The organism is Pantoea sp. Acro-807 (assembly GCF_011752675.1).
GTDB classification, from domain to species: Bacteria; Pseudomonadota; Gammaproteobacteria; order Enterobacterales; family Enterobacteriaceae; genus Pantoea; species Pantoea eucrina.
In genome coordinates this window covers 393,099-419,560 of the sequence record NZ_VWXE01000003.1, presented here as the reverse complement: position 1 = coordinate 419,560, position 26,462 = coordinate 393,099, and the positions used below count along the sequence as shown (strand labels likewise).

The window sequence follows — 26,462 nt, the reverse complement described above, 5'->3', positions numbered from 1 at the left end:
CCGCCAGCCGGTGCCGGCTGTGCGAAAAATCGGGCGTAGTTACGCCAGCGGCCGGTGAGACAGGGATAGATGCATTCTAGCGATGAGGCGTGGGAAGTGGTAGACGTAAATCGTGACAGAGGCAGGGTTTGTCTCTGCAGTGGTCAGAACCCGGCCAGCGGCCGGGTGAATTAACGCGCCGGGCGTCAGCGCTACTCGTCGCCGAGCGGTGCCGCAGCGCCGTTGCTCAGCAGCTCGCGCACCAGGCTGGTGGCGAAGCTGCCGGCGGGCAGCCAGAACTGCAGGGCCAGCGTGGCGTCATCCTGCCACTGCCACTGCAGATTATCCGGCACCACCAGCATCGCGCGGCGGGCGGTATCAACCCGTTCACGCGTCAGCAGCGTCAGCAGTGCCGGCGACTGCGCCAGCTGCTGCTGCTCGAATGTGGCAACTTCTCCCTGCGTGCCCGCCTCACCGCGTCCCGCCAGCGGTGCCGTGATGCGCAGCTCATGCGCGGCCACGCGCTGCTGCAGCGCTGGCAGCTCATCGGCGGCGGCGACAAACCAGCTGCCGCGTCCGGCGAGCTGCAGCGCATCGCCTGCCTGCGCCAGCTGCAGTGAGCCGTCGCGCTGCAGACGCGCGCTGGTCACCTGATTAAACAGGTAGCTACGCGCGGCTGACAGCAGCAAGCCTTTCATATTCCGATCGCGCGGATGAAACTGCTCTTCTGCCCAGCGCTGCGCCTGCTGCAGGTTATTCCCGCCGCGGCCAAAGCGCTGCTCGCCAAAATAGTTGGGAACGCCCTGAGCCTGAATCTGCTGCAGGCGCGCGTCAACGTCGGCGCGATCAGACACGTCGCGGATCACCAGCCGAAAGGCATTTCCCGCCAGCGCGCCGGTACGCAGCTTACGCCTGTGCCGGATCACCTGCAGGATCTCAACCCCTTCAAGCTGAAAGCCGCTCATTACCGGCATTGCGTTACCCGGCAGGCGGAAACAGAGCGTCTGTTCAGTCACGGCGTGGCGATCTTTCATGCCGGCATAGCTCAGGTCGCGCGCCGGCACGCCCAGATATTTTGCCAGGGCTTCAGCAACAAAACGCGTGTTGCAGCCCGTTTTGCGGATGCGTACCAGCAGCTGCTCGCCGTCGCCGTCATAGGGATAACCGAGATCTTCGATCACCACAAAATCATCCGGACGCGCTTTAATTATGCCAGTGGCAGCAGGCACGCCGTGCAGATAGTGCAGCTCACTCATGCGTCAGCCTTTACCAGCAGAGCCACTGCCTCGCAGGCAATACCTTCACCGCGTCCGGTAAAGCCGAGCTTTTCGGTGGTGGTGGCCTTCACGTTAACCGCATCCATGTGGCAGCCCAGATCTTCGGCGATATTGACGCGCATCTGCGGCACGTGCGGCAGCATTTTAGGCGCCTGCGCGATAATCGTGACGTCAACGTTGCCAATGGCGTAGCCTTTCGCCTGAATACGACGCCACGCTTCGCGCAGCAAGCCGCGGCTGTCAGCTCCTTTAAACGCCGGATCCGTATCCGGAAAAAGCTTGCCAATATCGCCCATCGCCACCGCGCCCAGCAGGGCATCGGTCAGCGCATGCAGCGCAACGTCGCCGTCGGAGTGGGCAATAAAACCGTGCTCAAACGGGATACGCACCCCGCCAATCACCAGTGGACCTTCACCGCCAAAAGCGTGAACGTCGAAGCCGTGACCGATACGCATTATGCGTTCTCCTGTCGTTGAATCTGAGTAAGGTAAAAGGCCGCCAGCGCCAGATCTTCCGGCCGCGTGACCTTGATGTTGTCGCTGCGCCCGCTAATCAGCTGCGGATGATAGCCGCAATACTCCAGCGCTGACGCCTCATCCGTGATCGTAGCGCCTTCGCTGAGCGCCCGGCTCAGGCAGGCAGTCAGCAGCCTATGCGGGAAAAACTGTGGCGTCAGCGCGTGCCAGAGATCGTCACGCTCCACCGTATGTGCCACCGCCGTTTTGCCCGGCTCAGCGCGCTTCATGGTATCGCGTACCGGTGCTGCCAGAATGGCGCCGGTTCTGCTGTGCTCCCGCACGGCCAGCAGCCGTGCCAGGTCGTCAGCATGAAGGCACGGGCGCGCGGCGTCATGCACCAGCACCCATGCGCTCTCTCTGATGTGCTGTAACCCTGCCAGCACTGACTCGGCCCGGGTTGCGCCGCCGGTGACCCGCACCACGCGCGGATCGTGCGCCAGCGGCAGCGAATCGAACCAGCCGTCGTCAGCGCTGACGGCGACAATCACCTGCTGCACTGCGGCGTTAGCCAGCAGGCGCGCCACGCTGTGTTCCAGCAGCGTCATGGTACCAATAGTGAGATATTGCTTGGGAAACGCCGCCTGCATGCGACTGCCGACACCGGCAGCCGGCACGACGGCAATCACATCCGCAGCGTGAGAGTGGTGAGTCATGTTGTTATCGTTGCTGATTTTGCGCAGACTGCTGCGCATTTCGTTTGTTCTGGTCTGCCACCAGGCGATAGAAAGTCTCGCCGGGTTTAATCATGCCCAGCTCGCTGCGTGCGCGCTCCTCAATCGCCTCTGAACCGCCATTGAGATCGTCAATTTCGGCAAACAGCTGATCGTTTCGCGCTTTGAGTTTGGCGTTATTCGCCTGTTGTGACACCACGTCTTCGCTGACGCGTGTGTAATCATGGATACCGTTCTTGCCCAGCCACAGGGAATATTGCAACCATCCCAGTAGCGCGAGCAGCAGTAACGTCAGTTTTCCCATCCCCGCCCCCTGAAAAACGGCCCAATCATCCCATAACTTGAGCCCGGACTCCACTGCGGCAGCGAAAATGGCGCGTAAGCAGATTTATCCGGATTATTTATAGCAGGCGGTCACGAAAAACAGCAGGCAAACTTTTGTAACCAGCGGATGCGTTTGCACATCTCTGCGCTTACCAGCCGGACAGATAGGAGAACACCAGCCAGAAGAGGCAGATGACCAGCAGACCGGTCGCCAGGGCGCACCAGAAGAGGTGCCCACGCATCATCAGGCTCAGCACGATGCCGGCCAGCACCGATACCGGCAGCAGCGCAAGGAAAAAAGGCCAGGTATAGAGAAAAAAGAATAGCGTATTGGAGCCGTAGAGCAGAAAGGGAATGGCCAGCGCGCACCAGTAGGCAAAAAAGCCAATAACGCCGCCGGGTAATGAGGAGCGCGGCTCTTCGGGCAAGCTGTCGTCTTTGCGTGCGAGCATGGGAGTGACGTTCTGCATAGAGATCCTGTTGACGCTAAAATGCGGCAAACCCGGAGAAGGCGTTTGCCGCGTCGGTTCAGGATCTGATGATATCGCGGCGGCGCAGCAGGTCTAACAATTGGGCCGCGAGTTTTGTAACCAATTGTTCGCCATCCAGTGTGATATCAGCGGCTTCGGGCGCCTCATACGCGCCGTCAATACCGGTGAAATTACGCAGTTCACCGGCGCGCGCTTTTTTATATAACCCTTTCGGATCGCGCGCTTCACACACCGCCAGCGGTGTATCGACAAAGACCTCAATAAACTCACCTTTGCCCAGCAGATCGCGCACCATCTGCCGCTCAGCCCGGTGCGGCGAGATGAAGGCGGTGAGCACCACCAGTCCGGCATCGACCATCAGCCGGGCCACCTCACCCACGCGCCGGATATTCTCCCGGCGATCGTCATCGCTGAAGCCGAGATCGCGGCACAGACCGTGGCGCACGTTGTCACCGTCCAGCAGGTAAGTGCTGACGCCAAGCTGATGCAGCGCCTGCTCCAGCGCACCTGCCACGGTGGATTTACCCGAGCCGGAGAGCCCGGTAAACCACAGCACTACACCCTGATGACCATGCTGCTGCTCACGCGCCGCCCGGGTGACCGGATGGTCGTGCCACACCACGTTTTCATCATGCTGCGCCATTACGCACCGCCCAGCAGATCGCGCGCGTTCCAGTGCGGGAAGTGACGACGCACCAGCGCATTCAGCTCCAGCTCAAAGGCGCTAAAGTTACCCGCTGTAGCAGGTGCTGCGCTCTGCGGCTGGTTAATCATACCGGCGCCCACGGTGACGTTGCTCAGCCGGTCAATGAAGATCATGCCGCCAGTTACCGGGTTTTGCTGGTAAGGATCCAGCACCATCGGCTCATCAAAGGTGATTTCTACCAGTCCGATACCGTTCAGCGGCAGGCTGTCAACGGTGTGCGTTGCCAGGGTATTGATCTCCACCTGATGCAGGATTTTTTCCACCCGGCCGCGCGCTTTTTTGCCCGCAATTTTGATTTCATAGCTTTGACCCGGCTTCAGCGGCTGCTCCGCCATCCAGACCACGTCAACCGTAGCGCACTGTACCGCCTGCAGTTCAGCATCGGCAGCAACCAGCAGGTCGCCGCGGCTGATATCGATCTCATCGTTCAGCACCAGCGTAATCGCTTCACCCGCCGCAGCTTCCGGCAGATCGCCGTCAAAGGTCACGATACGTGCGATAGTCGACTCCACGCCAGAAGGCAGGACTTTTACCCGATCTCCCGGCCGTACGGTGCCTGACGCCAGCGTTCCGGCATAGCCGCGGAAATCGAGATTAGGACGGTTAACATACTGCACCGGGAAACGCATGGGCTGGTGATCGACAACGCGCTTCAGCTCAACCGTTTCCAGTACGTCCAGCAACGTCGGACCGCTGTACCACGGCATAGTCGTGCTCGGGGTAGCGACATTGTCCCCTTCCAGCGCGGACATCGGTACAAAACGAATATCCAGATCGCCCGGCAGCTGGGCCGCGAAGTCGAGGTAATCCTGTTTGATCTGCTCAAATGTCTCCTGGCGATACTCCACCAGATCCATTTTGTTGATCGCCACTACCAGATGTTTGATGCCCAGCAGCGTTGAGATAAAGCTGTGGCGCCGGGTCTGATCCAGCACGCCTTTGCGCGCGTCGATCAGCAGAATAGCCAGATCGCAGGTTGAGGCGCCGGTGGCCATATTGCGGGTGTACTGCTCGTGCCCCGGGGTATCCGCGATAATAAACTTGCGTTTTTCCGTCGAGAAGTAGCGATAGGCGACATCGATAGTGATGCCCTGCTCGCGCTCCGCCTGCAGGCCATCCACCAGCAGCGCCAGATCGAGTTTTTCACCCTGGGTACCATGACGTTTGCTGTCGTTATGCAGAGAGGAGAGCTGATCTTCATAAATCTGTCGCGTATCGTGCAGCAGGCGGCCAATCAGGGTGCTCTTGCCGTCATCTACGCTGCCGCAGGTCAGGAAACGCAGCAGGCTCTTATGTTGTTGCGCCGTCAGCCAGGCTTCTACGCCACCCTGCTCGGCAATCTGTTGTGCAATAACGGTATTCATCTGCGTCTCCTTAGAAATAACCCTGGCGTTTTTTCAGTTCCATCGATCCCGCCTGGTCGCGGTCAATCATGCGTCCCTGGCGTTCGCTGGTGGTGGAGACCAGCATCTCTTCGATAATCTCCGGCAGCGTCTGCGCTTCAGACTCTACGGCGCCGGTCAGCGGCCAGCAGCCCAGCGTACGGAAACGCACCATGCGCTCGGTGATCTCTTCACCTGGCTGCAGGTTGATACGATCGTCATCGATCATCATCAGCATGCCGTCGCGCTCCAGTACCGGGCGCGGCGCGGCCAGGTAGAGCGGTACGATTTCGATGTTTTCCAGGAAGATGTATTGCCAGATATCGAGTTCGGTCCAGTTAGAGAGCGGAAATACGCGAATGCTTTCGCCCTTGTTGATCTGGCCGTTGTAGTTATGCCACAGCTCAGGACGCTGATTTTTGGGATCCCAGCGATGAAAGCGATCGCGGAAAGAGTAGATGCGCTCTTTCGCGCGCGATTTCTCTTCATCACGGCGCGCGCCACCAAAGGCGGCATCAAAACCGTATTTGTTGAGCGCCTGCTTCAGCCCTTCCGTCTTCATAATATCGGTATGTTTGGCGCTGCCGTGAACAAACGGGTTGATCCCCATTGCCACGCCTTCCGGATTACGGTGCACCAGCAGCTCGGCACCCATGTTTTTCACCGTACGGTCGCGAAACTCATACATTTCGCGGAATTTCCAGCCGGTATCCACGTGCAGCAGAGGAAACGGCAGGGTTCCCGGGAAGAATGCTTTACGCGCCAGATGAAGCATTACCGAGGAGTCTTTGCCGATGGAGTACATCATCACCGGATTGCTGAACTCGGCCGCCACCTCGCGGATGATATGGATACTCTCTGCTTCCAGCTGACGCAGATGAGTAAGACGATTTTGGTCCATAGTTTTTCCTCAAGCCAAATTGACAACGGCGGACTCGCGAGCCCCCTGCTGTGCAGAATGTTGAAACCAGGCTAATTGCCCGTGCAAGTTCACCACTTCGCCAATCACTAACAGCGCAGGCGTCGGCGCGGCGGCTGCCAGCACCTCAAGTTGATTCAGGGTTCCGGTCAGCACCTGCTGATCCTGACGCGTGCCGCGGCCAATCACCGCCACGGGCGTCAGCGGATCGCGGCCGTGGTCAATCAGACCGGCGGCAATTTCCGCTGCTTTTACGGTGCCCATATAGATAGCCAGCGTCTGGCGCGCACGCGCGAGGGATGGCCAGTCGATGCCATCGCCGTCAGCGCGGCAGTGGCCGGTAATAAACATCACGCTCTGCGCATAATCGCGGTGCGTCAGCGGAATACCGGCATAGGCGGTCGCGCCTGCGGCGGCAGTAATACCCGGCACCACCTGGAACGGAATGCCTGCCGCTTTCGCCGCCTGCAGCTCTTCGCCGCCGCGGCCAAAGATAAAGGGATCGCCGCCTTTCAGACGCACGACGCGCTTGCCCTGCAGCGCCAGTGATACCAGCAGCTGGTTCGTCTCTTCCTGCGGCACCGAATGGGCGCCGGCGCGTTTTCCAACACAGATGCGGTCGGCATCGCGCCGCACCAGATCCAGCACCTCATCGCTGACCAGATGGTCATACAGCACCACATCAGCCAGCTGCATCACCTGCAGACCGCGCAGCGTCAGCAGACCGCTGTCGCCAGGACCCGCGCCGACCAGCGCAATTTCGCCCTGGTTATCGCTGATATGTTCCAGTTCGCGATCGAGCGTCTGGCGTGCGGCGCTGACGTTACCGGCCGCCATCTGGCTGGCAAACAGGCCATTAAAGGCGCGCTCCCAGAAGCGGCGGCGATCGGACATTTTGCGATAGCGCTGTTTGACTTTGTCGCGCCACTCTCCTGCCAGCGCGGCCATCTGACCCAGGTTTGCCGGCAGCAGCGCTTCGATTTTCTCCCGCAGCAGCCGCGCCAGTACCGGCGCGGTGCCGCTGGATGAGATCGCCACCACCAGCGGTGAGCGGTCAACAATAGAAGGGAAGATAAAGCTGCATTTAGGCTGGTCATCCACCACGTTAACCAGCTTGTGCCGCGCGTTGGCGGCGTCAAACACCTGTGAATTAAGTGCGTTATCGTCGGTGGCAGCAATAACCAGAAATACGCCGTCAAGCTGAGCCGGCTCAAAACTGCGGGCTATCCACTCTACGGCCTGTTCTGCCTCCAGCGCCTGCAGTTCATGCCCCAGCTCGCGGGCGGCCACCAGGATGCGCGCGCCAGCCCGGCGCAGCAGTTCAATTTTACGGGCAGCGATTTCACCACCGCCGACAACCAGCACCGGACGCTGTCTGAGATCGGCAAAGAGGGGCAGATAATCCACGATAACCTTGCTAGTTTTACAATAAGTTACCGCGACTATACGTCGCGCTATTCCGCCAGATGAAATTACGATTTCGCATGAGTAGTTACCAAATGGAATATAGCGCTGGCAAAGCTGATGCGTTTTTCTGCTTAAGAATTGATTTTATAACGCTTTTTCCAGGCAGCACGATTTCGGCTGTAACCAGCCGGGCATGACTTTAGGAATTAACAGAGGTGCGTGAGAGGGAAACAAAAAACAGGGCGAAAATTCGCCCTGTGGATGGTGGTTAGCCTTCGTGCAAACCGCACTCGCGCTTGAGGCCGAAGAAGCGCGTCTCTTCTTCTGCCATGCCCGGTTCCCATTTTCGCGTGGTATGGGTATCACCCACCGAAAGGTAGCCCTCATCCCACAGCGGGTGGTAGCTCAGGCCGTGCTGTTTCAGGTACTGATGCACCTGCCGGTTATCCCAGTCGATAATGGGCAGGATCTTAAAGACACCGCGCTGTACCGCCAGCACCGGCAGGCTGGCACGGCTGCCTGACTGATCGCGCCGCAGTCCGGCAAACCAGGTCTGTGCGCCCAGCGTGCTCAGCGCCCGGTTCATCGGTTCCACTTTATTGAGCTGGTTATACTGCTCAATGCCGTCCACGCCCTGCTCCCACAGTTTGCCGTAGCGTGCTTCCTGCCATGCGGGCGAGGTTTCCGCACGGAAAATCTGCAGGTTAAGGTTAAGCTTTGCCGTTAACTCATCGATAAAGCGATAGGTTTCCGGGAACAGGTAACCGGTGTCGGTGAGGATCACCGGAATATCCGGCCGCTGCTGCGTCACCATATGCAGCAGCACCGCCGCCTGGATCCCAAAACTGGATGAGAGCACAAAGGCCCCCGGCAGCTGTTCCAGCGCCCAGCTGACGCGCGCTTCAGCAGAGAGTTTCTCCAGCTGCACGTTGCTTTCAGCCAGCGCCATAATACGGTCAACTTTGCTGCCGCTGTTGAGTACGGCGAGATCGGGCAGGGTCATACAGCCTCCGCGTCCCAGAAGTCACGAGCCGGATCCGTCACCGCTTTAACGATACCGGTGCGAATCGTGAAGTCACCAAAACCTTCACCGGCCTCGCGCTCGTTTGCCCAGCGCGCCACCAGTTCATCAATCGTGGCCAGAATTTCGCTCTCAGTGATATTTTCGCGGTACATACGCGGAATGCGCGTACCCACGCGGTTCCCGCCGAGATGCAGGTTGTAGCGACCCGGCGCTTTGCCAACCAGCCCCAGCTCCGCCAGCAGCGCACGACCGCAGCCGTTCGGGCAGCCGGTTACGCGCAGAACGATATGCTCTTCGCCCACGCCGTGACGATGCATGATCTCTTCGACTTTGGTAACAAATGATGGCAGGAAACGCTCCGCTTCTGCCATCGCCAGCGGACAGGTCGGAAACGCTACGCAGGCCATCGAGTTTTCACGCTGCGGCGTTACGCTTTCCATCAGGCCGTGCTCGCGGGCGATCGCTTCAATCTGCGCTTTCTGCGCCTCCGGCACGCCAGCCACAATCAGGTTCTGGTTGGCGGTGAGGCGGAAATCACCCTGGTGTACTCTGGCGATTTCAGCGATGCCGCTTTTCAGCGGACGGCCCGGGTAATCAAGCAGGCGACCATTTTCGATAAACAGCGTCAGGTGCCACTTGTTGTCGATGCCTTTAACCCAGCCGATACGATCGCCGCGGGTGGTGAATTCATACGGACGCGCCGGCGCGAAAGTCAGACCGGCACGCTTTTCCACTTCCGCTTTAAACGTCTCAACGCCCACGCGCTCAAGGGTATATTTAGTTTTAGCGTTTTTGCGATCGGTGCGATTACCCCAGTCGCGCTGCGTGGTCACTACCGCGGCGGCCACATCGAGGATCTTCTCCACCGGCAGGAAACCGAACTCACTGGCGGTACGGGCGTAGGTCGCTTTATTGCCATGCTCAATAGAGAGGCCTCCCCCTACCAGCACATTGAAACCTATCAGCTTGCCGTGCTCAGCAATCGCAATGAAGTTGAGATCGTTAGCATGCAGATCGACATCATTGTGCGGCGGCACCACCACGGTGGTTTTAAACTTACGCGGCAGATAGGTTTCGCCAAGAATCGGCTCTTTATCTGTGGTCGCAACTTTTTCCTTATCCCACCAGATCTCCGCATAAGCGCGGGTCTGCGGCAGCAGGTGCTCAGAGAGCTTTTTCGCCCACTCATAAGCTTCCTGATGCAGCTCAGACTCAACCGGATTTGAGGTGCAGAGTACGTTGCGGTTAACGTCATTGGCGGTCGCCAGCGCATCGAGTCCCACTTCATGCAGCATCTGATGCGTGGGTTTCACGTTCTTTTTCAGAATACCGTGAAACTGAAACGTCTGCCGGTTCGTCAGGCGGATGCTGCCATAGAGCGTTTTTTCAGCCGCAAACTTATCAATCGCCAGCCACTGCGTCGGGGTAATGATGCCGCCCGGCAGACGGCAGCGCAGCATCATGGCGTGACGCGGCTCCAGCTTCTGCTCAGCTCGCTCGGCGCGAATATCGCGATCGTCCTGCTGATACATGCCGTGAAAGCGGATCAGCAGGAAGTTATCGCCGGTGAACCCACCGGTCAGGCCATCGTCGAGATCGTCTAAGATGGTGCCACGCAGATAGTTGCTCTCTTTTTTCAGACGCTCGGCGTCAGAAAGTTTACCTTCAACCACCAGCGGTCCAGGGTGTTTTTCGCTCATTAGTAAACGTCTCGCTGATAACGGCGCTCAATGCGCAGCTCACTCAAAAATTCATCAGCCGTTTCACGATCCATGCCGCCGTGTTCGACCACCACATCCAGTAATGCCTGCTCCACATCTTTCGCCATGCGATTCGCATCGCCACAAACGTAAAGGTGAGCGCCCTCTTCGATCCAGCGCCAGACCTCTGCGCCTTTCGCCCGGATTTTATCCTGTACATAGACTTTCTCAGCCTGATCGCGTGACCAGGCGAGATCGATATTCGTCAGCAGCCCCTGCTTAACGTACTTCTGCCACTCTACCTGATAGAGAAAATCTTCGGTGAAGTGCGGGTTGCCGAAAAACAGCCAGTTTTTACCCCCGGCGCCGTCATTGTCACGCTGCTGCATAAAGGCGCGGAACGGCGCAATGCCGGTGCCCGGACCAATCATAATTACCGGTGCATCCGGATTGGCCGGCAGGCGGAAGTTGTCATTGTGTTCGATAAAGACGCGAATGGCGCCCTCTTCTTCCACACGGTCGGCAAGCCAGGTGGAAGCACCGCCGCCGCGCTGACGGCCATCGATTTCATACCGCACCGCACCCACCGTAATATGCACCTCGCTTTCGCTCTCCGCCTGGGAGGAGGCGATAGAGTAAAGGCGCGGCGTCAGCGGGCGCAGTAAGCCCGTCAGCTGCTCTGTATTCAGTTCGGTGGGCGCCTGGCGCACCATATCCACAATCGGGAAGCTCTGGGCATAGCTCTGCAGCTTCTGCTTATCTTCCGTCAGCGCCAGCAGCGCCTCATTGCGCGACAGCGCAGCGTAGCGCTCCACTATCTGCGGCGTGTTGACCGTGAGTTCAAACTGCGTCTGCAGCGCTTCAGCCAGCGGCAGCGTTTTGCCCTGCACCGTTACCTGCTCATCGCCTTTCAGCCACACCAGCTGCAGCAGCTCCTGCACCAGCTCTGCATCATTCTCATACCAGACGCCCAGCGCGTCACCCGGCTGGTAACGCAGGCCGGAATCACCGAGATCGATCTCAATATGGCGCACATCTTTATCAGAGAGGCGGCCGGTGATTTTCTGATTCAGCGCAAAGCTGGCGGTCAGCGGCAGCTCTTTCGTATAAGGACTGCTATCAACCAGGTTGACGCTGCCGGCGCTGCTGGCCGCAATCTGCGCCGCAGGGGCGACCGGCACGCGCGCCTTCAGCAGATCGGTCAGCTGCAGGCGCCAGGCGCTGGCCAGCTCGCTATATTCAACGTCCGCATCGACACGATCCAGCAGGCGCTCTGCGCCCAGCTCGGCCAGACGGCTATCGAAATCTTTGCCCGCTTGGCTGAAAAATTCGTAAGAGGTGTCGCCAAGACCAAACACGGCAAACGCCGCGCCATCCATTTTCGGTGCCTTCTTCGACAGCAGGAATTTATGCAGCGCCACCGCCTCTTCCGGTGGTTCGCCTTCGCCCTGGGTCGAGGTGACGATAACCAGCAGCTTTTCCTGGCCGATCTGCTTGAACTTATAGTCGCCGGCATTAACCAGATTCACGTTCAGTTTCGCTGCCAGCAGATCATCACGCAGCTGTTCTGCCAGGCGACGCGCGTTGCCGGTTTGCGAGGCTGAAATCAGCGTGACGCCCGGGGTTTCCGCTGGCGGAGCTGCAGGTGTCGCCACCGCGCCAGGGGTCTGGTTGACCATGCCCCAGAAGTAGCCCGAAAGCCAGGCAAGCTGAGTCGTATTAAATTCCGTAGTCGCCGCCTGTAAGCGCGCAAGTTGCTCCGGAGAGAGCGGCAGCATGGAGCCTGGGGGTGCCTGAGTCGTCATCGCGTTAAAAATTCCAGTGTCAGAAGTCCGGACCGAGAAGCGGTGGAAGAGGAGGTAGGTTACCGAGCTGTATATTAACGATTAAATAAGGGTTCGACATAATAAATAACCAAAACGACTAAGCGGTTTTTCGGGTATCGCTAACCGCCAAAAGTGGTAAATTATCCCTTTGTAAAATATGGTTTTTATCTTCAGACGCGTTACCGGATCGCGTTAAATGCGCTTTTACACCCCCACGGGTGCGAAAAATCTGCTTTTGAGGTAGACTTCAGCGGTTTTTTCGTTTGAGAGTGATTATGTCTACCACGCTGTTTAAAGAGTTCCAGTTTGAAGCGGCTCACCGCTTACCTCACGTGCCTGAAGGGCACAAATGCGGTCGTCTGCACGGCCACTCCTTTCTGGTGCGACTGGAAATAACCGGTGAAGTGGATGCGTATACCGGCTGGGTTATGGATTTTGCTGAACTGAAAGCGATTTTCAGTCCGCTTTATGAGCGGCTGGATCATCACTACCTGAACGATATTCCGGGTCTGGAGAATCCCACCAGTGAAGTGCTGGCGAAGTGGATCTGGGATGAGCTTAAGCCGGTGCTGCCGGTGCTGAGCGCGGTCATGATCAAAGAGACCTGTACGGCAGGCTGCGTTTACCGCGGCTGACCAGAGCGGCCTCTTCCACGCTGCAGGTGCGCTGGCTGCCCTTGTCCACCCCGTCACTTACTCATGTAAGCGCCTGAGGATGAACGCGGTTGCCGCCTTCCTGCAACGTGGAACCACAGGTGCCGGTCTCTGAACCGCTGTGATACCTGTATTAATCTTCGAACAGCCGATTACTGCTGATTCATCTCTTTGTAACGATCCCCCTCTACGTTGTTGTCTCCTCTGTTAAAGCTCAAGAGAATCAACAATGAACCTTGTGAAACACCTTTCTCTGCTTGCTGTTTTTATCTCTGCCTCTGCTGCCGTTCAGGCGCAAAACGTACTTGATTTTCCCCAGCCGGAGAGTATGCCGGCGGAGTTTTATGCGGTGACAGAAATTCCGGCAGGCGGGACGATCAAATATGAAACCGATGCTAAAACCGGGTTTATCGTGGCTGACCGTTTTCAGTCTATGCCGGTCGCCTATCCCGCCAACTACGGTTCGCTGACTCAGTCACTGAGTGGCGATAACGATCCGCTGGATGTGATTTTTTACGCCCGGGCGCCGTTACAGCCCGGCACCCTGATTAAGCTGCGCGCGATTGGCGTGCTAAAGATGATTGATGGCGGTGAGGTGGATGACAAGATTGTCGCCGTGCCCGCCAGCAAAATTGATTCAACCTATGATGATATTAAAGAGATAAGCGATCTGCCGCGAATCGAGCAGCAGCGGCTGGAAGCCTTTTTCCGGGTGTATAAACAGTTACCGGATGGCCGTAAGAAGGTCGAGCTCAACGGTTTTGAAGATGCCGCTAAGGCCAGAGCAGAGATTAAGCAGGCATTCGACGCATATAAAGCGAAGCAGTAGCTGACCCGGGCGCGCCCCTAGCGGTATGTGCGTAGTGGACGCATTAATGCGTCCCTGGCCGATGTGCGATTTCTATCCGGGCGCCATAAATGGCGCCCCTGTGGATATGTGCGTAGGGGGCGCATTGATGCGCCCCTGCTGTGAATCAGGCGATATTCAGATACTTGTGCGTCTGCATAGAGAGCCGCCAGTTACGGGCGATGCAGGTTTCAATACAGAGCCGGGTTGCGGCATCGCCGCGGCTGATCGGCTGCAGCGCCACAATACGCGGTTTATCGTCATGCAGCTCCGCCAGCAGCTCATCGAGCGCCTCAACGTCACGCTCGCGCGCCACCGGATGCTTGATCTCATCCGCGCGCGTCAGCGCCTGCAGCAGCACATCGTAGCCTCCGCGCATATTCACCTTAGGTGAGACTGTAACCCAGGTTGCCGCAGAGCAGTGCACCTCATGAGTGCCGCTGGTCTCGATCTGACACTGGAACCCGTGCGCTTCCAGACCCTCTGTTAGCGGACGCAGGTCAAAAATTGCCGGTTCGCCGCCGGTGATCACTACGTGGCGCGCGCTCCAGCCCTGCCGGGCGATGGTCTCAATCAGCGTGGCGGCGTCTGCACTTCCCCAGGCATCGCTCTCCACGGTTTTTACCAGAATATCACCCAGTGAGGTCTCCCGATCCGCGCGCTTCTCCCAGGTATGTTTGGTATCACACCAGCTGCATCCCACCGGACATCCCTGTAAGCGGATAAAGATGGCCGGCACGCCGGTATAAAACCCTTCGCCCTGCAGCGTCTGGAACATTTCGTTAATCGGGTAGAACATTTTTCACTCACGTCTCTCATTCGGGGCGCAGATTATGGCAGATTTTTACTGCGGCTTCACAGCCGCTTTGTGCCCTGAAAAACAAAAAGCCCCGCACTGGGCGGGGCTTCAGGCAAACCGTGCTGCACAGAGCAGCACCGGCGGGCGATTACGCCTGGCCTTTCACTTCTTTCAGACCGTTGAACGGCGCTTTCTCACCCAGCGCTTCTTCGATACGGATCAGCTGGTTGTATTTAGCTACGCGGTCAGAACGGCTCATAGAACCGGTTTTGATCTGGCCAGCTGCAGTACCTACCGCCAGGTCAGCGATAGTTGCATCTTCTGTCTCGCCTGAACGGTGAGAAATAACGGCCGTGTAGCCCGCATCTTTCGCCATCTTGATTGCAGCCAGCGTTTCGGTCAGAGAGCCGATCTGGTTGAATTTGATCAGGATAGAGTTCGCGATGCCTTTATCAATACCTTCCTTCAGGATTTTGGTATTGGTGACAAACAGATCGTCGCCCACCAGCTGGATTTTGTCGCCCAGCACTTTGGTCTGGTAAGCAAAGCCGTTCCAGTCAGACTCATCCAGACCATCTTCAATAGAGACGATTGGGTACTGTTTGGTCAGATCTTCCAGGAAGTGAGTGAACTCTTCGGAAGAGAACGCTTTGTTGCCTTCGCCAGCCAGAACATATTTGCCATCTTTATAGAATTCAGATGCGGCACAGTCCATCGCCAGGGTGATATCTTTACCCAGCTCATAGCCCGCTGCTTTTACCGCTTCAGCGATAACTGCCAGCGCTTCAGCGTTAGAGCCGAGGTTTGGCGCATAGCCACCTTCATCACCGACTGCAGTGCTCATGCCTTTGGCTTTCAGAACTTTAGCCAGGTTGTGGAATACTTCAGAACCCATACGGATGGCTTCTTTGATATTTTTCGCGCCCACAGGCTGGATCATGAACTCCTGGATATCTACGTTGTTATCCGCGTGCTCACCGCCGTTGATGATGTTCATCATTGGCAGTGGCATAGAGTATTTGCCTGGGGTGCCGTTCAGCTCAGCAATGTGTGCGTAGAGCGGCAGGCCTTTTGATGCTGCAGCAGCTTTCGCTGCGGCCAGAGAAACAGCCAGAATGGCGTTTGCACCGAAGTTGGATTTGTTATCAGTACCGTCCAGCTCGATCATGATCTTATCGATGTTCGCCTGGTCTTTGGCATCTTTGCCTTTTACCGCGTCAGCGATTGGGCCGTTAACCGCAGCAACCGCTTTGGTTACGCCTTTGCCCAGGAAGCGAGACTTATCACCGTCGCGCAGCTCCAGTGCTTCACGTGAACCGGTAGAAGCGCCTGATGGAGCCGCCGCCAGACCAACGAAACCGCCTTCCAGATGCACTTCTGCTTCTACAGTCGGGTTGCCACGGGAGTCGATGATTTCGCGACCAATGACTTTAACGATTTTGGACATTCGATTTTCCTCAGTACAAGTTAGTCAATCCTAAGACAAACAACGCGCGAAAAGTTCGCGCGTTGTTCGTAAACTCTTACTTCGCTAAACGCTTCTGGTGCTCCTGCGCGGCTTTCACAAAACCGGCAAACAGCGGATGACCATCACGCGGTGTCGATGTGAACTCCGGATGGAACTGGCAGGCCACAAACCACGGATGGTTCGGGATTTCAATAATCTCAACCAGTTGATCGTCGCCGGAACGGCCCGCAATATGCAGACCCGCCGCTTCAATCGGCTTCAGCAGCAGATTGTTGACTTCATAACGGTGACGGTGGCGCTCGGTAATCACATCAGAACCGTAGAGCTGGCGCACTTTACTTTCCGGCGTCAGCTGACACTGCTGGCTACCCAGACGCATGGTGCCGCCCAGATCGCTCTGCTCAGTACGCTGCTCAACGTTGCCATGCTCATCACGCCATTCAGTGATCAGCGCGACAACCGGGTATTTACAGTCTGGCACAAATTCGGTGGAGTTGGCGCCTTCCATCCCGGCCACATTGCGCGCGAACTCCATCAGCGCAATCTGCATGCCGAGGCAGATGCCAAGGTACGGGATGTTATTTTCACGCGCGTACTGCGCCGTCATCAGCTTGCCTTCCACGCCGCGATAGCCGAAACCGCCGGGGATAAGAATTGCATCGAGATCTTTGAGGATCTCCACGCCGCGCGTCTCGACATCCTGCGAATCGATCAGCTTGATGTTGACGGTTACGCGGTTTTTCAGACCACCGTGCTTAAGGGCTTCAATCACTGACTTGTAGGCGTCCGGCAGCTCAACATACTTGCCGACCATACCGATAGTCACTTCCCCGCCCGGATTCGCTTCTTCATAGATAACCTGCTCCCACTCGGCAAGGTTAGCTTCCGGCGCGTTCAGACTGAAACGCTTACAGATATAGTCATCCAGACCCTGCGACTTCAGCAGGCCCGGGATTTTGTAGATGGAATCGACATCTTTCAGCGAGATAACCGCTTTTTCCGGCACGTTGCAGAACAGCGCGATTTTCGCCCGCTCGTTAGCAGGTACCGCGCGATCGGAGCGGCAGATCAGCACATCTGGCTGAATACCAATCGACAGCAGCTCTTTAACCGAGTGCTGAGTAGGCTTGGTTTTCACTTCACCCGCTGCCGCCATATATGGCACCAGCGTCAGATGCATATACATGGTGTGTTCACGGCCCACGTCTACCGCCATCTGGCGAATCGCTTCCAGGAACGGCAGGGATTCAATATCGCCTACGGTGCCACCAATCTCAACCAGCACGACATCATGACCTTCGCCACCTTCGATGATGCGCTCTTTGATGGCATTGGTAATGTGGGGAATCACCTGGATCGTGGCGCCCAGATAGTCGCCGCGACGCTCTTTGCGCAGCACTTCTGAGTAGATACGACCGGTCGTAAAGTTGTTACGACGCGACATCTTGGTACGAATGAAGCGCTCGTAGTGACCTAAATCCAGATCGGTTTCGGCCCCGTCATCGGTGACAAACACTTCACCATGCTGTGTCGGGCTCATGGTACCCGGATCAACGTTGATATACGGATCGAGTTTCATGATGGTCACATTCAGACCACGTGCTTCGAGGATAGCTGCGAGGGAGGCTGCGGCAATGCCTTTGCCCAGAGAGGAAACGACCCCGCCGGTCACAAAAATATAATTCGTTGTCATGCTGAACCTGAGAGTTTAGGTTTAAAGACGATGGAATAACCAGGACGGGAAAGCAGTATACCCGAAGTCGTCCCCAGCCACAATTGATGAATCACACCATCCTCCCGCGCCGTGCAGCGGCTAACATAGCGGATAGCCAGCCAGAAAATGTTGACGCATGTCACAAAGTTGCTGGATGGCTGAATCGAGTAAGCGCAAGCGGCTGAATTATGCACACTGCTGGAATAAACAGCAGTATGACGCTTAACAGGTTAGTGATTGTTCTCACTCAGTTTTACCTGCTGCCACGCCGCTTCCATCTGCTCCAGCGTCGCCGCAGGCATACTCAATCCCTGCGCGGTAATAATCTGCTCTACGTGGCGAAAGCGGCGTTCAAATTTGTCGTTGGCTTTCTGCAGCGCAATTTCCGCTTTGCTGCCGAGGTGGCGTGACAGATTTACCGTCGCAAACAGCAGATCGCCAATCTCCTCCTCCAGCTTGTCGCTGTCGACAGTGGCCTGCTGCGCTTCATGCATGACTTCGTCAATCTCCTCATGCACCTTATCCAGCACCGGTCCGAGGCTGTCCCAGTCAAAGCCCACGCTGCTGCAGCGCTTCTGGATTTTATGCGCCCGCATCAGCGCCGGCAGCGCGCGCGGAATATCATCCAGCGCCGAGTGCTGCGCTTTCGCCGCGCGTTCATCCTGTTTGATCGCTTCCCAGTTCTGCAACACCTCTGCGGCGCTCTCAGCCTCGGCGCTGCCAAAGATATGCGGATGACGGCGTTCAAGCTTGTCGCTGATTGCGTTGCAGATATCGTCGAAGTTAAAACGCCCCTCCTCCTCTGCCATACGGGCATAAAACACAATCTGAAACAGCAGATCGCCCAGCTCATCGCGCAGATCGGTAAAGTCTTCCCGCTGAATAGCGTCAAGCACTTCGTATGTCTCTTCCAGCGTATAGGGAGCAATAGTGGCAAAGGTCTGCTGGCGATCCCACGGGCAGCCGCGCGCCGGATCGCGCAGGGTTTGCATCAGGCTAAGCAGACGGTTCAGGGCAGTCATGAAAAATCCTCAAACAACGGTATAAAAAGGGCCGCCGTAAAAGGCGACCCTGAAGAGCAGCGGGCCAGTGCCGGCTGCGCGTTAATTCAAACGACGCGCGTCGATAATATCTGGCACCTGATTAAGCCGCGCCAGCACGCGCCCCAGCACCTGCTGGTTGTAGATCTCAATATCCATATCAATGGTCGCCAGCTGTTTTCTGGTATCGCTGCGGCTGGAGACGCCCAGTACATTGACCTTTTCATTCGCCAGTATGGTCGTGATATCACGCAGCAGGCCGCTGCGGTCGTTGGCGGTAACCCGCACCACCAGCGAATAGCCGCTGGAGTAGCTCTCCCCCCAGACGGCATCAACGATACGCTCTGGCGCATGAGAGATCAGTTCACTGAGCTGATCGCAGTCGGCGCGGTGAATCGAGATGCCGCGACCCTGAGTAATAAAGCCGGTGATATCGTCGCCGGGAATAGGCTGACAGCAGCGGGCAATGTGATGCATCAGGTTTCCCACCCCCTCCACCACCACGCGACCGCTCTCTTTACGGGCGTTTGAGGCGTGATGCGACTTCTGCGTCAGCTGACGCAGCGCTTCACGATCTTCCTCTTCAGCGCTCGGTTTATTGAGCTTTGCCTGCAGGAAGTTGATCATCTGATTGAGACGAATATCGCCGCCGCCAATCATCGCCAGCAGCTCATCCTGCGAGCCAACGTTGTAGCGCGGCAGCAAAATCTTCTCCGCCTCGCGCATGCTGATATCGAGCTGGCTCAGCTCGTTATCGAGGATCTGGCGGCCCGCCACGATATTTTTATCGCGATCCTGCTTACGGAACCAGGCGTGTACCTTGGAGCGCCCGCGGCTGGTCGTGATGTAGCCCAGATTCGGGTTGAGCCAGTCGCGGCTTGGATTGGGCTGCTTCTGGGTGATGATCTCGATCTGATCGCCCATCTGCAGCTGATAGGTAAAAGGCACAATGCGGCCGCTGATCTTCGCCCCGATACAGCGATGGCCAATATCGCTGTGAATGTGATAGGCAAAGTCGAGCGGCGTGGAGCCGGCGGGCAGATCCACCACATCGCCTTTTGGCGTAAAGACGTAAACGCGATCGTCGAAGACCTGACTGCGAACCTCCTCCAGCATTTCACCGGAATCCGCCATCTCTTCCTGCCAGGTAATCAGCTTGCGCAGCCAGGCGATACGCTCTTCGTGTCCGGCAGCCCCGCGCGAGTTGCTGACGCCCGGGCCCTCTTTATATTTCCAGTGCGCCGCCACGCCAAGTTCGGCATCTTCATGCATCTGACGGGTACGGATCTGAATCTCAACGGTTTTGCCCTGCGGCCCCAGCACCACGGTATGAATGGACTGATAGCCATTGGGCTTAGGGTTTGCGACATAATCGTCAAATTCGCTCGGCAGATGCCGGTAGAGGGTGTGCACCGTACCGAGTGCGCCATAACAGTCCTGCAAACGCTCTGCCACGATGCGTACCGCGCGCACGTCGAACAGTTCATCAAACGCCAGCGACTTTTTCTGCATCTTGCGCCAGATGCTGTAGATATGTTTCGGCCGCCCGTAGACTTCTGCCCGCACGCCCTCTTTCTGCATCTCCTGACGCAGATTGGTCACAAAGTTATCGATATATTGTTCACGATCGATGCGCCGCTCATGCAGCAGCTTCGCGATGCGTTTATATTCATCCGGATGCAGATAGCGGAAGCAGTAATCTTCGAGCTCCCACTTCAGCTGGCCGATACCGAGCCGGTTAGCCAGCGGCGCATAGATGTTCGTGCTCTCTTTTGCCGCCAGCACGCGTTCATCTTCTGGCGCATCTTTCATCTCACGCAGATGCGCAATCCGCTCGGCCAGCTTGATGACCACGCAGCGGAAATCTTCCACCATCGCGAGCAGCATACGGCGGACATTGTCCACCTGGGCTGAAGCCATAGAGTCATTATGAATCGCTTTCAGCTGGCGAATGGCATCCATGTCGCGTACGCCGTGCACCAGGGAGACAATCCCTTTGCCAAACGCCTGCTCCAGCTTCTCCTCACTGACCACCTCTGCGTTGGCCAGCGGAAACAGCAGCGCTGCGCACAGGCTATCGCAATCCATACTGAGCATAGTGAGGATTTCCACCATCTCAATACCGCGCCACAGCAGCAGAGTCTGATCGGGGTGCTCGCGCGTTTCGGCTTCACAGTAGCGCCAGGTCTCTGCCAGTCGCTCACAGGATTGGGGATTGCTAATCGTCAGGCTGGCAATCCACTGATCGAGGGCAAACTCCCCTGCCGTATTTAAATGCGCACTTCTGACCGCAACCATATCCTCTCCTGCCACAGCGACATAACTGTCGCTTATGTTTTGCTGAACAACACCATGGATTCGAGATGACTGGTATGTGGGAACATATCCAGCATCGCGACCCTTTCCAGATGGTAGCCCGCGGACAGCAGTACCTGACTGTCGCGCGCAAGTGTCACCGGGTTACAGGAAACATAGACCACGCGTTCTGGCGCAAGTTTAACAATATGCGACATCACGCCCGCCGCCCCGGCTCGCGCCGGATCCAGTAACACCTTATTAAATCCCTGCGCCGCCCACGGCTGACGCGAAACATCCTCTTCCAGATTATGCTGGAAAAAGCGTACATTGCTTAGATTGTTAAGCGCGGCATTATACTCTGCCTGCTTAACTAATGCTGCAACCCCCTCCACACCTACAACATTTTGTACAGATTTCCCTGCCGGCAGGGTGAAATTCCCCATGCCGCAGAAAAGATCCAGCAGGCTGTCATCGGGTTGCAGATCGAGCCACGCCAGCGCTGTTGCCACCATCTTCTGATTAACGCGATCGTTAACCTGAATAAAGTCCTGTGGACTAAAGGTTAGCGTTAAATCCTGCGAGCGGTAGTAAGGCATGCTGCTGTTAATCGCCTGCAGCTCATCGCTGCCGTCAGCCAGATACAGCATCAGCGAGTGCTGATGCGAAAAGCGTTCCAGGTCTGCGCGATCGCGCGCAGAAAGCGCGTCGAGATGACGCAGCACCATCAGCGGGCCGTTGTCTGCCAGCACCAGCTCTGCATGCCCCAGCCGCCTTACCCCCTGCAGCGCGCTCAGGCAGTGGTGCAGCGGCTGCAGCAACGCTTCAAGTTCGGGCACCAAAACAGGGCACTGCTGCAGGGGCACCAGCGCATGACTGGCCGCCTGGCGAAATCCCATCACCAGCCGCTGCTGCTTCGGCTGCCACTGCAGTCCGAGCCGGGCGCGCCGGCGATAGCCCCAGCTATTGCCGCGGATAATCTCCTCAACGGCCACCGGAGAAGCGGCGTCGCGGCTCAGCAGACGGCTCAGCGCGTGCGCCTTGCTGCTCTCCTGCAGTGCAACGGCAGCGTGCTGCTGCTGGCAGCCACCGCAGACGCCAAAATGGCGGCAGCGCGGTATTTCCCGCTGCGGACTGGGCTGTGCGATCTTTATCGCTTTACCGCGGGCAAACTGCCGTTTATCTTCCAGCAGCGTAACCTCTGCCTGTTCGCCCGGCAGCGCACCGCTGATAAACAGGGTTTTCCCCTGATAGCGTGCCACGCCCTGGCCGAACGGATCGAGCTCATCGACCGTGACGGCGATCCGCTGCTTTGTCGTCGGCCGCTGTTTTGCGGCGTAAAATTGCGCCATAGTAATCGTATTCTCTTTTAATCAGGTTGTGCCGCCCGCCACGACGCGTGCACAGGAACACGGCAATCGCCAGGGCATCGTGATGACCAAATACAGCCTGCGGGCGCGGATGATGATTTTAATACTGGCGCCAACGCTGCTGATTGGTCTGCTGCTCAGCACCTTTTTTGTCGTCCACCGCTATAACGAACTGCAGCGCCAGGTTTTTGACGCCGGCGCAAATATTATCGAACCTCTGGCGGTATCCAGTGAGTATGGGATGAGCTGGCACGATCGCGCTGCGATCCACGAGCTGGTCAGCCTGCTGCACCGGCGCCATTCCGATATTGTCCGTGCCATTACGGTTTTCGACAACCAGAATCGCGTTTACGCCACATCCAACAGTAAGCAGAACCTGGCGCTGCTGCAAAAAGAGGATATGACGCAGCTGCGCGAGGGCGTAACGCATGAACGCCAGGGTAACCTGCTGGTGCTGCGCACGCCGATTATATCTGAACGCTACTTCGCTGATGAGCAGCCGGATGAACAGACCAAACCCGACGGTAATCCCCTGGGCTATGTCGCCATTGAGCTGGATCTGCAGTCGGTACGGCTGGCGCAGTATAAAGAGGTATTTGTCGCAACGCTGCTGCTGCTGTTCTGCCTCTGCCTCGCCATGCTGTTCGCCTATCGTCTGATGCGCGATGTGACCGGCCCGATACGCAATATGGTAGCCACCGTGGATCGCATCCGGCGCGGCCAGCTCGACAGCCGGGTGGAAGGCTATATGCTGGGCGAGCTCAGCATGCTTAAAAACGGTATCAACGCGATGGCGATGTCGCTGACCGCCTACCATGAAGAGATGCAGCAAAATATTGACCAGGCCACCTGGGATCTGCGCGAAACGCTGGAGCAGCTGGAGATTCAGAACGTCGAGCTGGATCTGGCGAAGAAACGCGCTCAGGAGGCGGCCCGCATTAAATCTGAGTTTCTGGCAAACATGTCTCACGAGCTGCGTACGCCGCTCAACGGCGTGATCGGCTTCAGCCGCCAGATGCTGAAAACCAGCCTGAGCACCAGCCAGCGCGACTATATGAGTACGATTGAGCGCTCCGCCAATAATCTGCTGAGCATCATCAACGATGTGCTGGATTTCTCGCGTCTGGAATCGGGCAAACTGGTGCTGGAATCTATTCCTTTTCCGCTGCGCGCCACGCTGGATGAGACGCTGGTGCTGCTGGCGCCCTCCGCGCATGAAAAAGGACTGGAGATCACCGTCTGCCTGCAAAAAAGCGTACCTGACAACGTTATCGGCGATCCGCTGCGGCTGCAGCAGATCCTGATCAACCTGATTGGTAACGCCATCAAGTTTACCGAGCAGGGGCATATCGACCTGCGCGTTGAGCTGCAGCATCTCAGCGCCACGCAGGCGGAACTGGAGATTCAGGTGCATGACACCGGTATCGGCATTCCGGAAATGCAGCAGCCGCAGCTGTTTCAGGCGTTTCGCCAGGCGGATGCCAGTATTACCCGCCGGCACGGCGGCACGGGTCTTGGGCTGGTGATCACCCAGAAGCTGGTACAGGAGATGGGCGGCGAAATCGCTTTTCACAGCCAGCCCGATCGGGGGTCGGTTTTCCGGGTGCGCGTCCGGCTCAATCTTAACCCGAATGCCCCTACCATTCCGCGCGTGCTGGATGACCTGCACGCCACAACGCTGGCCTATGTCGAGCCCCATCCGGCGGTAGCGCGCGTCGTGCAGGAGATGCTGAGTATCACCCCGCTCAGGGTAGAATATTATCCCAGCCTGGCTGCGCTGCCGGAACGCCACTATCCCCTGCTGCTGCTGGGAATGCCGGTCGCTAAGCCGCACCCGGCAACGCTGACCGATACGGAGATCCAGCAGCTGTGCGATCGCGCGGATGCCGTACTGCTGGCGCTGCCGAGCGAGATGATGCTGTTTGCCGACGATCTGCGTGCGCGGGGCATTGCCGGCTGTATCGCAAAACCGGTTTCGCTGACGCGCTTTATCCCGCTGCTGCTGGATATCGGCAGCCGTCAGCACCGCCTGATCTCCCCACTGCCGCGCCAGCCGCTGACCGTGATGGCGGTGGATGACAACCCGGCTAACCTCCGGCTTATCGGCGCGCTGCTGGAGGAGCAGGTTGAAAATATCATTCTGTGTGACAACGCAGAGCAGGCCATACACGCCGCACAGCAGCAGCGGCTGGATGTGATCCTGATGGATATACAGATGCCCGATATCGACGGTATTCAGGCCAGCGAGATTATCCGGCGCCTGCCGCTGCACGCCAGCACGCCAATCGTTGCGGTAACGGCGCACGCACTGGATGGCGAGCGCGAGCAGCTGATTGCCGCCGGCATGAATGACTATCTGGCAAAACCGATTGATGAAACCCGCCTGGCTCAGCTGCTGCAGCGCTATCTGCCGGTTGCGCCCGCCTCTCAGCCGCCCGCGGTGGGGGTTGCCGTCTCGCTTGACTGGTCACTGGCGCTGCGTCAGGCGGCCGGCAAACCGGCCCTGGCGCGCGATCTGCTACAGATGCTGCTCGATTTCCTGCCTGAGGTGGAGGCGCGCGTGGCGCACTGTATGGCTGAAGGTGACGTAAACGGGCTGCGTGAAATTATTCACAAGCTGCACGGCAGCGCCAGTTACAGCGGTGTCCCGCGCCTGAAACAGCTCTGCCAGCAGCTGGAAGGCAGCCTGCACCAGGCGAGTGATATTGCCGCGCTGGAGCCGGAACTGCTGGAGCTGAGTGATGAGATGGCCAACGTTGCGCGCGAGGCGCGTAAGCGGCTGGCGCTGGCGTAAAATGGCGTGTCAGAACGATCTTTATGGCGACGCCCATACCGGCCTTAGCCGCCGGGCCGCCGCGCATCGCGGTCCGGCCTACAGCCCTTTGCCTATCCTGATGGCTGCCGCAACGTTACGCGCCGTCAGGCGCACATTCTGTTCCGCACTGGCCAGCGCCTCTTCCAGAGAACAGATACTGAACAGTACGCTGTAGACCGCATCAAGGCCGTGAGCGTGTACAACCCCCACATCAGAGGTCAGGCTACCGGCAATACCAATCACCGGCTTATTAAACTGTTTGGCAACCCGCGCCACGCCGATTGGCACCTTGCCATTCACAGACTGACTGTCGATGCGCCCTTCCCCCGTGATCACCAGATCGGCATCTTTGACCTGCTCCGCCAGCCCGAGCGCCTCCGTCACAATCTCAATGCCGCTGCGCAGCTCAGCCTGACAGAATGCGTGCAGCGCCGCACCCATACCGCCCGCCGCGCCGCCGCCCGCAATATGCAGCACGTCGATATCCAGATCGCGCTGAATAAGCGAAGCGTAGTGGGCCAGCGCCCGATCCAGCTGCGCGATTTGTGCCGGAGTGGCGCCCTTCTGCGGGCCAAACACCGCCGAAGCGCCTTTTTCCCCGGTCAGCGGATTGGTGACATCGCAGGCGACCTCAAAGCGGCACGCTTTGATTCGCGCATCCACTCCGCTGATATCGATCTGCGCCAGCTGCGCCAGCGCCGCGCCGCCAGGCGCCAGATCGCAGCCAGCGCTGTCCAGCAGCCGGGCGCCCAGCGCCTGTATCATTCCGGCACCGCCATCGTTGGTGGCGCTGCCGCCTATGCCAATGATGATGTGCTCTACGCCGCGATCGAGCGCGTTTTTGATCAGCTCACCGGTGCCCCACGACGTGGTGATCAGCGCATTGCGCTGCGCCACCGGCACAAGTTCCAGGCCGCTGGCGGCAGCCATCTCAATAAACGCGGTGCGCTCATCCCCCGACAGGCCATAAAACGCCGCCACGGGCTCGCCCAGCGGGCCGGTTGCGGTTAGCCGGACAAGCGTACCGCTGGTGGCGGCCACCATGGCCTCAACGGTGCCCTCACCGCCGTCGGCAACCGGGATTTTGACATACTCGGCGGCCGGGAAAACCTCGCGGAAACCCGCTTCAATTGCGGCAGCCACATTCAGGGCAGACAGACTCTCTTTATATGAATCGGGTGCGATGACAATTTTCATAGGCAATCCAGGCGCGATGGGTAACGTAACGGTATGCTGC

The 26,462-nt window shown here is 57.9% G+C and carries 22 protein-coding genes; 3 read left to right on the top strand and 19 right to left on the bottom strand.

Annotated features, from left to right (window positions below):
• Positions 1 to 191 precede the first annotated feature (191 nt).
• From truD to cysJ, 12 genes are all read right to left on the bottom strand, one after another.
• Complete coding sequence (truD, locus tag F3J39_RS10630; protein WP_166714159.1) at positions 192 to 1,235, bottom strand: tRNA pseudouridine(13) synthase TruD; 1,044 nt, start codon at positions 1,233 to 1,235, stop codon at positions 192 to 194.
• Positions 1,232 to 1,711: a 2-C-methyl-D-erythritol 2,4-cyclodiphosphate synthase gene (ispF, locus tag F3J39_RS10625; RefSeq protein WP_039379851.1), complete on the bottom strand. Its 480-nt coding sequence runs from the start codon at positions 1,709 to 1,711 to the stop codon at positions 1,232 to 1,234. Before ispF ends, truD begins: the two co-directional genes overlap by 4 nt.
• Positions 1,711 to 2,427: a 2-C-methyl-D-erythritol 4-phosphate cytidylyltransferase gene (gene ispD / locus F3J39_RS10620; RefSeq protein ID WP_104085514.1), complete on the bottom strand. Its 717-nt coding sequence runs from the start codon at positions 2,425 to 2,427 to the stop codon at positions 1,711 to 1,713. The genes ispF and ispD overlap by 1 nt, the downstream gene beginning before the upstream one ends.
• Before the next feature lie 4 nt (positions 2,428 to 2,431).
• The gene (ftsB, locus tag F3J39_RS10615; protein ID WP_039379853.1) at positions 2,432 to 2,749 is read right to left on the bottom strand and encodes a cell division protein FtsB; all 318 of its coding nucleotides are present in this window, start codon (positions 2,747 to 2,749) and stop codon (positions 2,432 to 2,434) included.
• A gap of 169 nt (positions 2,750 to 2,918) precedes the next feature.
• Positions 2,919 to 3,239, bottom strand: coding sequence for a DUF3561 family protein (locus F3J39_RS10610; protein ID WP_039379856.1), 321 nt, complete (start codon positions 3,237 to 3,239; stop codon positions 2,919 to 2,921).
• Between the two features lie 58 nt (positions 3,240 to 3,297).
• Positions 3,298 to 3,903: an adenylyl-sulfate kinase gene (cysC, locus tag F3J39_RS10605; RefSeq protein ID WP_166714158.1), complete on the bottom strand. Its 606-nt coding sequence runs from the start codon at positions 3,901 to 3,903 to the stop codon at positions 3,298 to 3,300.
• The gene (gene cysN / locus F3J39_RS10600) at positions 3,903 to 5,330 is read right to left on the bottom strand and encodes a sulfate adenylyltransferase subunit CysN (protein WP_039379860.1); all 1,428 of its coding nucleotides are present in this window, start codon (positions 5,328 to 5,330) and stop codon (positions 3,903 to 3,905) included. The genes cysC and cysN overlap by 1 nt, the downstream gene beginning before the upstream one ends.
• 10 nt (positions 5,331 to 5,340) lie before the next feature.
• Entirely contained in the window at positions 5,341 to 6,249 is a 909-nt protein-coding gene (cysD, locus tag F3J39_RS10595; RefSeq protein ID WP_039379862.1) for a sulfate adenylyltransferase subunit CysD, read from the bottom strand.
• 9 nt (positions 6,250 to 6,258) lie between these two features.
• On the bottom strand, positions 6,259 to 7,674 hold the full coding sequence (gene cysG, locus F3J39_RS10590) for a siroheme synthase CysG (RefSeq protein WP_071668539.1): 1,416 nt from the start codon (positions 7,672 to 7,674) through the stop codon (positions 6,259 to 6,261).
• A 268-nt stretch (positions 7,675 to 7,942) separates the two neighbouring features.
• Complete coding sequence (locus tag F3J39_RS10585; RefSeq protein WP_039379866.1) at positions 7,943 to 8,677, bottom strand: phosphoadenylyl-sulfate reductase; 735 nt, start codon at positions 8,675 to 8,677, stop codon at positions 7,943 to 7,945.
• Positions 8,674 to 10,398: an assimilatory sulfite reductase (NADPH) hemoprotein subunit gene (gene cysI, locus F3J39_RS10580; protein WP_039379868.1), complete on the bottom strand. Its 1,725-nt coding sequence runs from the start codon at positions 10,396 to 10,398 to the stop codon at positions 8,674 to 8,676. The genes F3J39_RS10585 and cysI overlap by 4 nt, the downstream gene beginning before the upstream one ends.
• A complete protein-coding gene (gene cysJ / locus F3J39_RS10575; protein WP_104085497.1) occupies positions 10,398 to 12,203 on the bottom strand; it encodes an NADPH-dependent assimilatory sulfite reductase flavoprotein subunit in 1,806 nt (601 codons plus the stop codon). Before cysJ ends, cysI begins: the two co-directional genes overlap by 1 nt.
• A 293-nt stretch (positions 12,204 to 12,496) precedes the next feature.
• On the opposite strand from cysJ, the gene queD reads away from it, so the two are divergent.
• Both queD and F3J39_RS10565 read left to right on the top strand, forming a co-directional pair.
• Positions 12,497 to 12,859, top strand: coding sequence for a 6-carboxytetrahydropterin synthase QueD (queD, locus tag F3J39_RS10570; RefSeq protein WP_104085513.1), 363 nt, complete (start codon positions 12,497 to 12,499; stop codon positions 12,857 to 12,859).
• A gap of 247 nt (positions 12,860 to 13,106) precedes the next feature.
• Positions 13,107 to 13,706 carry an inorganic diphosphatase gene (locus F3J39_RS10565; protein ID WP_166714157.1) on the top strand — a complete coding sequence of 200 codons (600 nt, stop codon included), beginning with the start codon at positions 13,107 to 13,109 and terminating at the stop codon, positions 13,704 to 13,706.
• A gap of 145 nt (positions 13,707 to 13,851) precedes the next feature.
• Here F3J39_RS10565 and queE read toward each other — a convergent pair whose 3' ends face one another.
• The 6 genes from queE to rlmD all read right to left on the bottom strand — a co-directional run bounded on the left by queE (position 13,852) and on the right by rlmD (position 22,392).
• The gene (gene queE / locus F3J39_RS10560) at positions 13,852 to 14,523 is read right to left on the bottom strand and encodes a 7-carboxy-7-deazaguanine synthase QueE (RefSeq protein WP_039379876.1); all 672 of its coding nucleotides are present in this window, start codon (positions 14,521 to 14,523) and stop codon (positions 13,852 to 13,854) included.
• A 148-nt stretch (positions 14,524 to 14,671) separates the two neighbouring features.
• On the bottom strand, positions 14,672 to 15,970 hold the full coding sequence (gene eno, locus F3J39_RS10555) for a phosphopyruvate hydratase (RefSeq protein WP_065648317.1): 1,299 nt from the start codon (positions 15,968 to 15,970) through the stop codon (positions 14,672 to 14,674).
• Positions 15,971 to 16,046: 76 nt separating this feature from the next.
• On the bottom strand, positions 16,047 to 17,684 hold the full coding sequence (pyrG, locus tag F3J39_RS10550; RefSeq protein WP_071668542.1) for a glutamine hydrolyzing CTP synthase: 1,638 nt from the start codon (positions 17,682 to 17,684) through the stop codon (positions 16,047 to 16,049).
• 251 nt (positions 17,685 to 17,935) lie between these two features.
• Entirely contained in the window at positions 17,936 to 18,727 is a 792-nt protein-coding gene (gene mazG / locus F3J39_RS10545; protein WP_039379882.1) for a nucleoside triphosphate pyrophosphohydrolase, read from the bottom strand.
• An 81-nt stretch (positions 18,728 to 18,808) separates the two neighbouring features.
• Positions 18,809 to 21,043, bottom strand: coding sequence for a GTP diphosphokinase (relA, locus tag F3J39_RS10540; protein ID WP_039379884.1), 2,235 nt, complete (start codon positions 21,041 to 21,043; stop codon positions 18,809 to 18,811).
• 32 nt (positions 21,044 to 21,075) lie between these two features.
• Positions 21,076 to 22,392 (bottom strand): 23S rRNA (uracil(1939)-C(5))-methyltransferase RlmD, encoded by a 1,317-nt coding sequence (rlmD, locus tag F3J39_RS10535; RefSeq protein ID WP_166714156.1) that lies wholly within the window; start codon positions 22,390 to 22,392, stop codon positions 21,076 to 21,078.
• An 82-nt stretch (positions 22,393 to 22,474) separates the two neighbouring features.
• On the opposite strand from rlmD, the gene barA reads away from it, so the two are divergent.
• Positions 22,475 to 25,204, top strand: a complete 2,730-nt coding sequence (gene barA / locus F3J39_RS10530; RefSeq protein ID WP_166714155.1) for a two-component sensor histidine kinase BarA — start codon at positions 22,475 to 22,477, stop codon at positions 25,202 to 25,204.
• Between the two features lie 78 nt (positions 25,205 to 25,282).
• On the opposite strand, the gene F3J39_RS10525 is transcribed toward barA, so the two are convergent.
• Complete coding sequence (locus tag F3J39_RS10525) at positions 25,283 to 26,422, bottom strand: glycerate kinase (protein ID WP_104085495.1); 1,140 nt, start codon at positions 26,420 to 26,422, stop codon at positions 25,283 to 25,285.
• Positions 26,423 to 26,462 lie beyond the last annotated feature (40 nt).

What these genes read in the sequence shown, in the direction of transcription:
- truD (WP_166714159.1), bottom strand. Translation starts at nt 1,235, where the DNA reads ATGAGTGAGCTGCACTATCTGCACGGCGTGCCTGCTGCCACTGGCATA.
- ispF (WP_039379851.1), bottom strand. Translation starts at nt 1,711, where the DNA reads ATGCGTATCGGTCACGGCTTCGACGTTCACGCTTTTGGCGGTGAAGGT.
- ispD (WP_104085514.1), bottom strand. Translation starts at nt 2,427, where the DNA reads ATGACTCACCACTCTCACGCTGCGGATGTGATTGCCGTCGTGCCGGCT.
- ftsB (WP_039379853.1), bottom strand. Translation starts at nt 2,749, where the DNA reads ATGGGAAAACTGACGTTACTGCTGCTCGCGCTACTGGGATGGTTGCAA.
- F3J39_RS10610 (WP_039379856.1), bottom strand. Translation starts at nt 3,239, where the DNA reads ATGCAGAACGTCACTCCCATGCTCGCACGCAAAGACGACAGCTTGCCC.
- cysC (WP_166714158.1), bottom strand. Translation starts at nt 3,903, where the DNA reads ATGGCGCAGCATGATGAAAACGTGGTGTGGCACGACCATCCGGTCACC.
- cysN (WP_039379860.1), bottom strand. Translation starts at nt 5,330, where the DNA reads ATGAATACCGTTATTGCACAACAGATTGCCGAGCAGGGTGGCGTAGAA.
- cysD (WP_039379862.1), bottom strand. Translation starts at nt 6,249, where the DNA reads ATGGACCAAAATCGTCTTACTCATCTGCGTCAGCTGGAAGCAGAGAGT.
- F3J39_RS10585 (WP_039379866.1), bottom strand. Translation starts at nt 8,677, where the DNA reads ATGACCCTGCCCGATCTCGCCGTACTCAACAGCGGCAGCAAAGTTGAC.
- cysI (WP_039379868.1), bottom strand. Translation starts at nt 10,398, where the DNA reads ATGAGCGAAAAACACCCTGGACCGCTGGTGGTTGAAGGTAAACTTTCT.
- cysJ (WP_104085497.1), bottom strand. Translation starts at nt 12,203, where the DNA reads ATGACGACTCAGGCACCCCCAGGCTCCATGCTGCCGCTCTCTCCGGAG.
- F3J39_RS10565 (WP_166714157.1), top strand. Translation starts at nt 13,107, where the DNA reads ATGAACCTTGTGAAACACCTTTCTCTGCTTGCTGTTTTTATCTCTGCC.
- queE (WP_039379876.1), bottom strand. Translation starts at nt 14,523, where the DNA reads ATGTTCTACCCGATTAACGAAATGTTCCAGACGCTGCAGGGCGAAGGG.
- eno (WP_065648317.1), bottom strand. Translation starts at nt 15,970, where the DNA reads ATGTCCAAAATCGTTAAAGTCATTGGTCGCGAAATCATCGACTCCCGT.
- pyrG (WP_071668542.1), bottom strand. Translation starts at nt 17,684, where the DNA reads ATGACAACGAATTATATTTTTGTGACCGGCGGGGTCGTTTCCTCTCTG.
- mazG (WP_039379882.1), bottom strand. Translation starts at nt 18,727, where the DNA reads ATGACTGCCCTGAACCGTCTGCTTAGCCTGATGCAAACCCTGCGCGAT.
- relA (WP_039379884.1), bottom strand. Translation starts at nt 21,043, where the DNA reads ATGGTTGCGGTCAGAAGTGCGCATTTAAATACGGCAGGGGAGTTTGCC.
- rlmD (WP_166714156.1), bottom strand. Translation starts at nt 22,392, where the DNA reads ATGGCGCAATTTTACGCCGCAAAACAGCGGCCGACGACAAAGCAGCGG.
- barA (WP_166714155.1), top strand. Translation starts at nt 22,475, where the DNA reads ATGACCAAATACAGCCTGCGGGCGCGGATGATGATTTTAATACTGGCG.
- F3J39_RS10525 (WP_104085495.1), bottom strand. Translation starts at nt 26,422, where the DNA reads ATGAAAATTGTCATCGCACCCGATTCATATAAAGAGAGTCTGTCTGCC.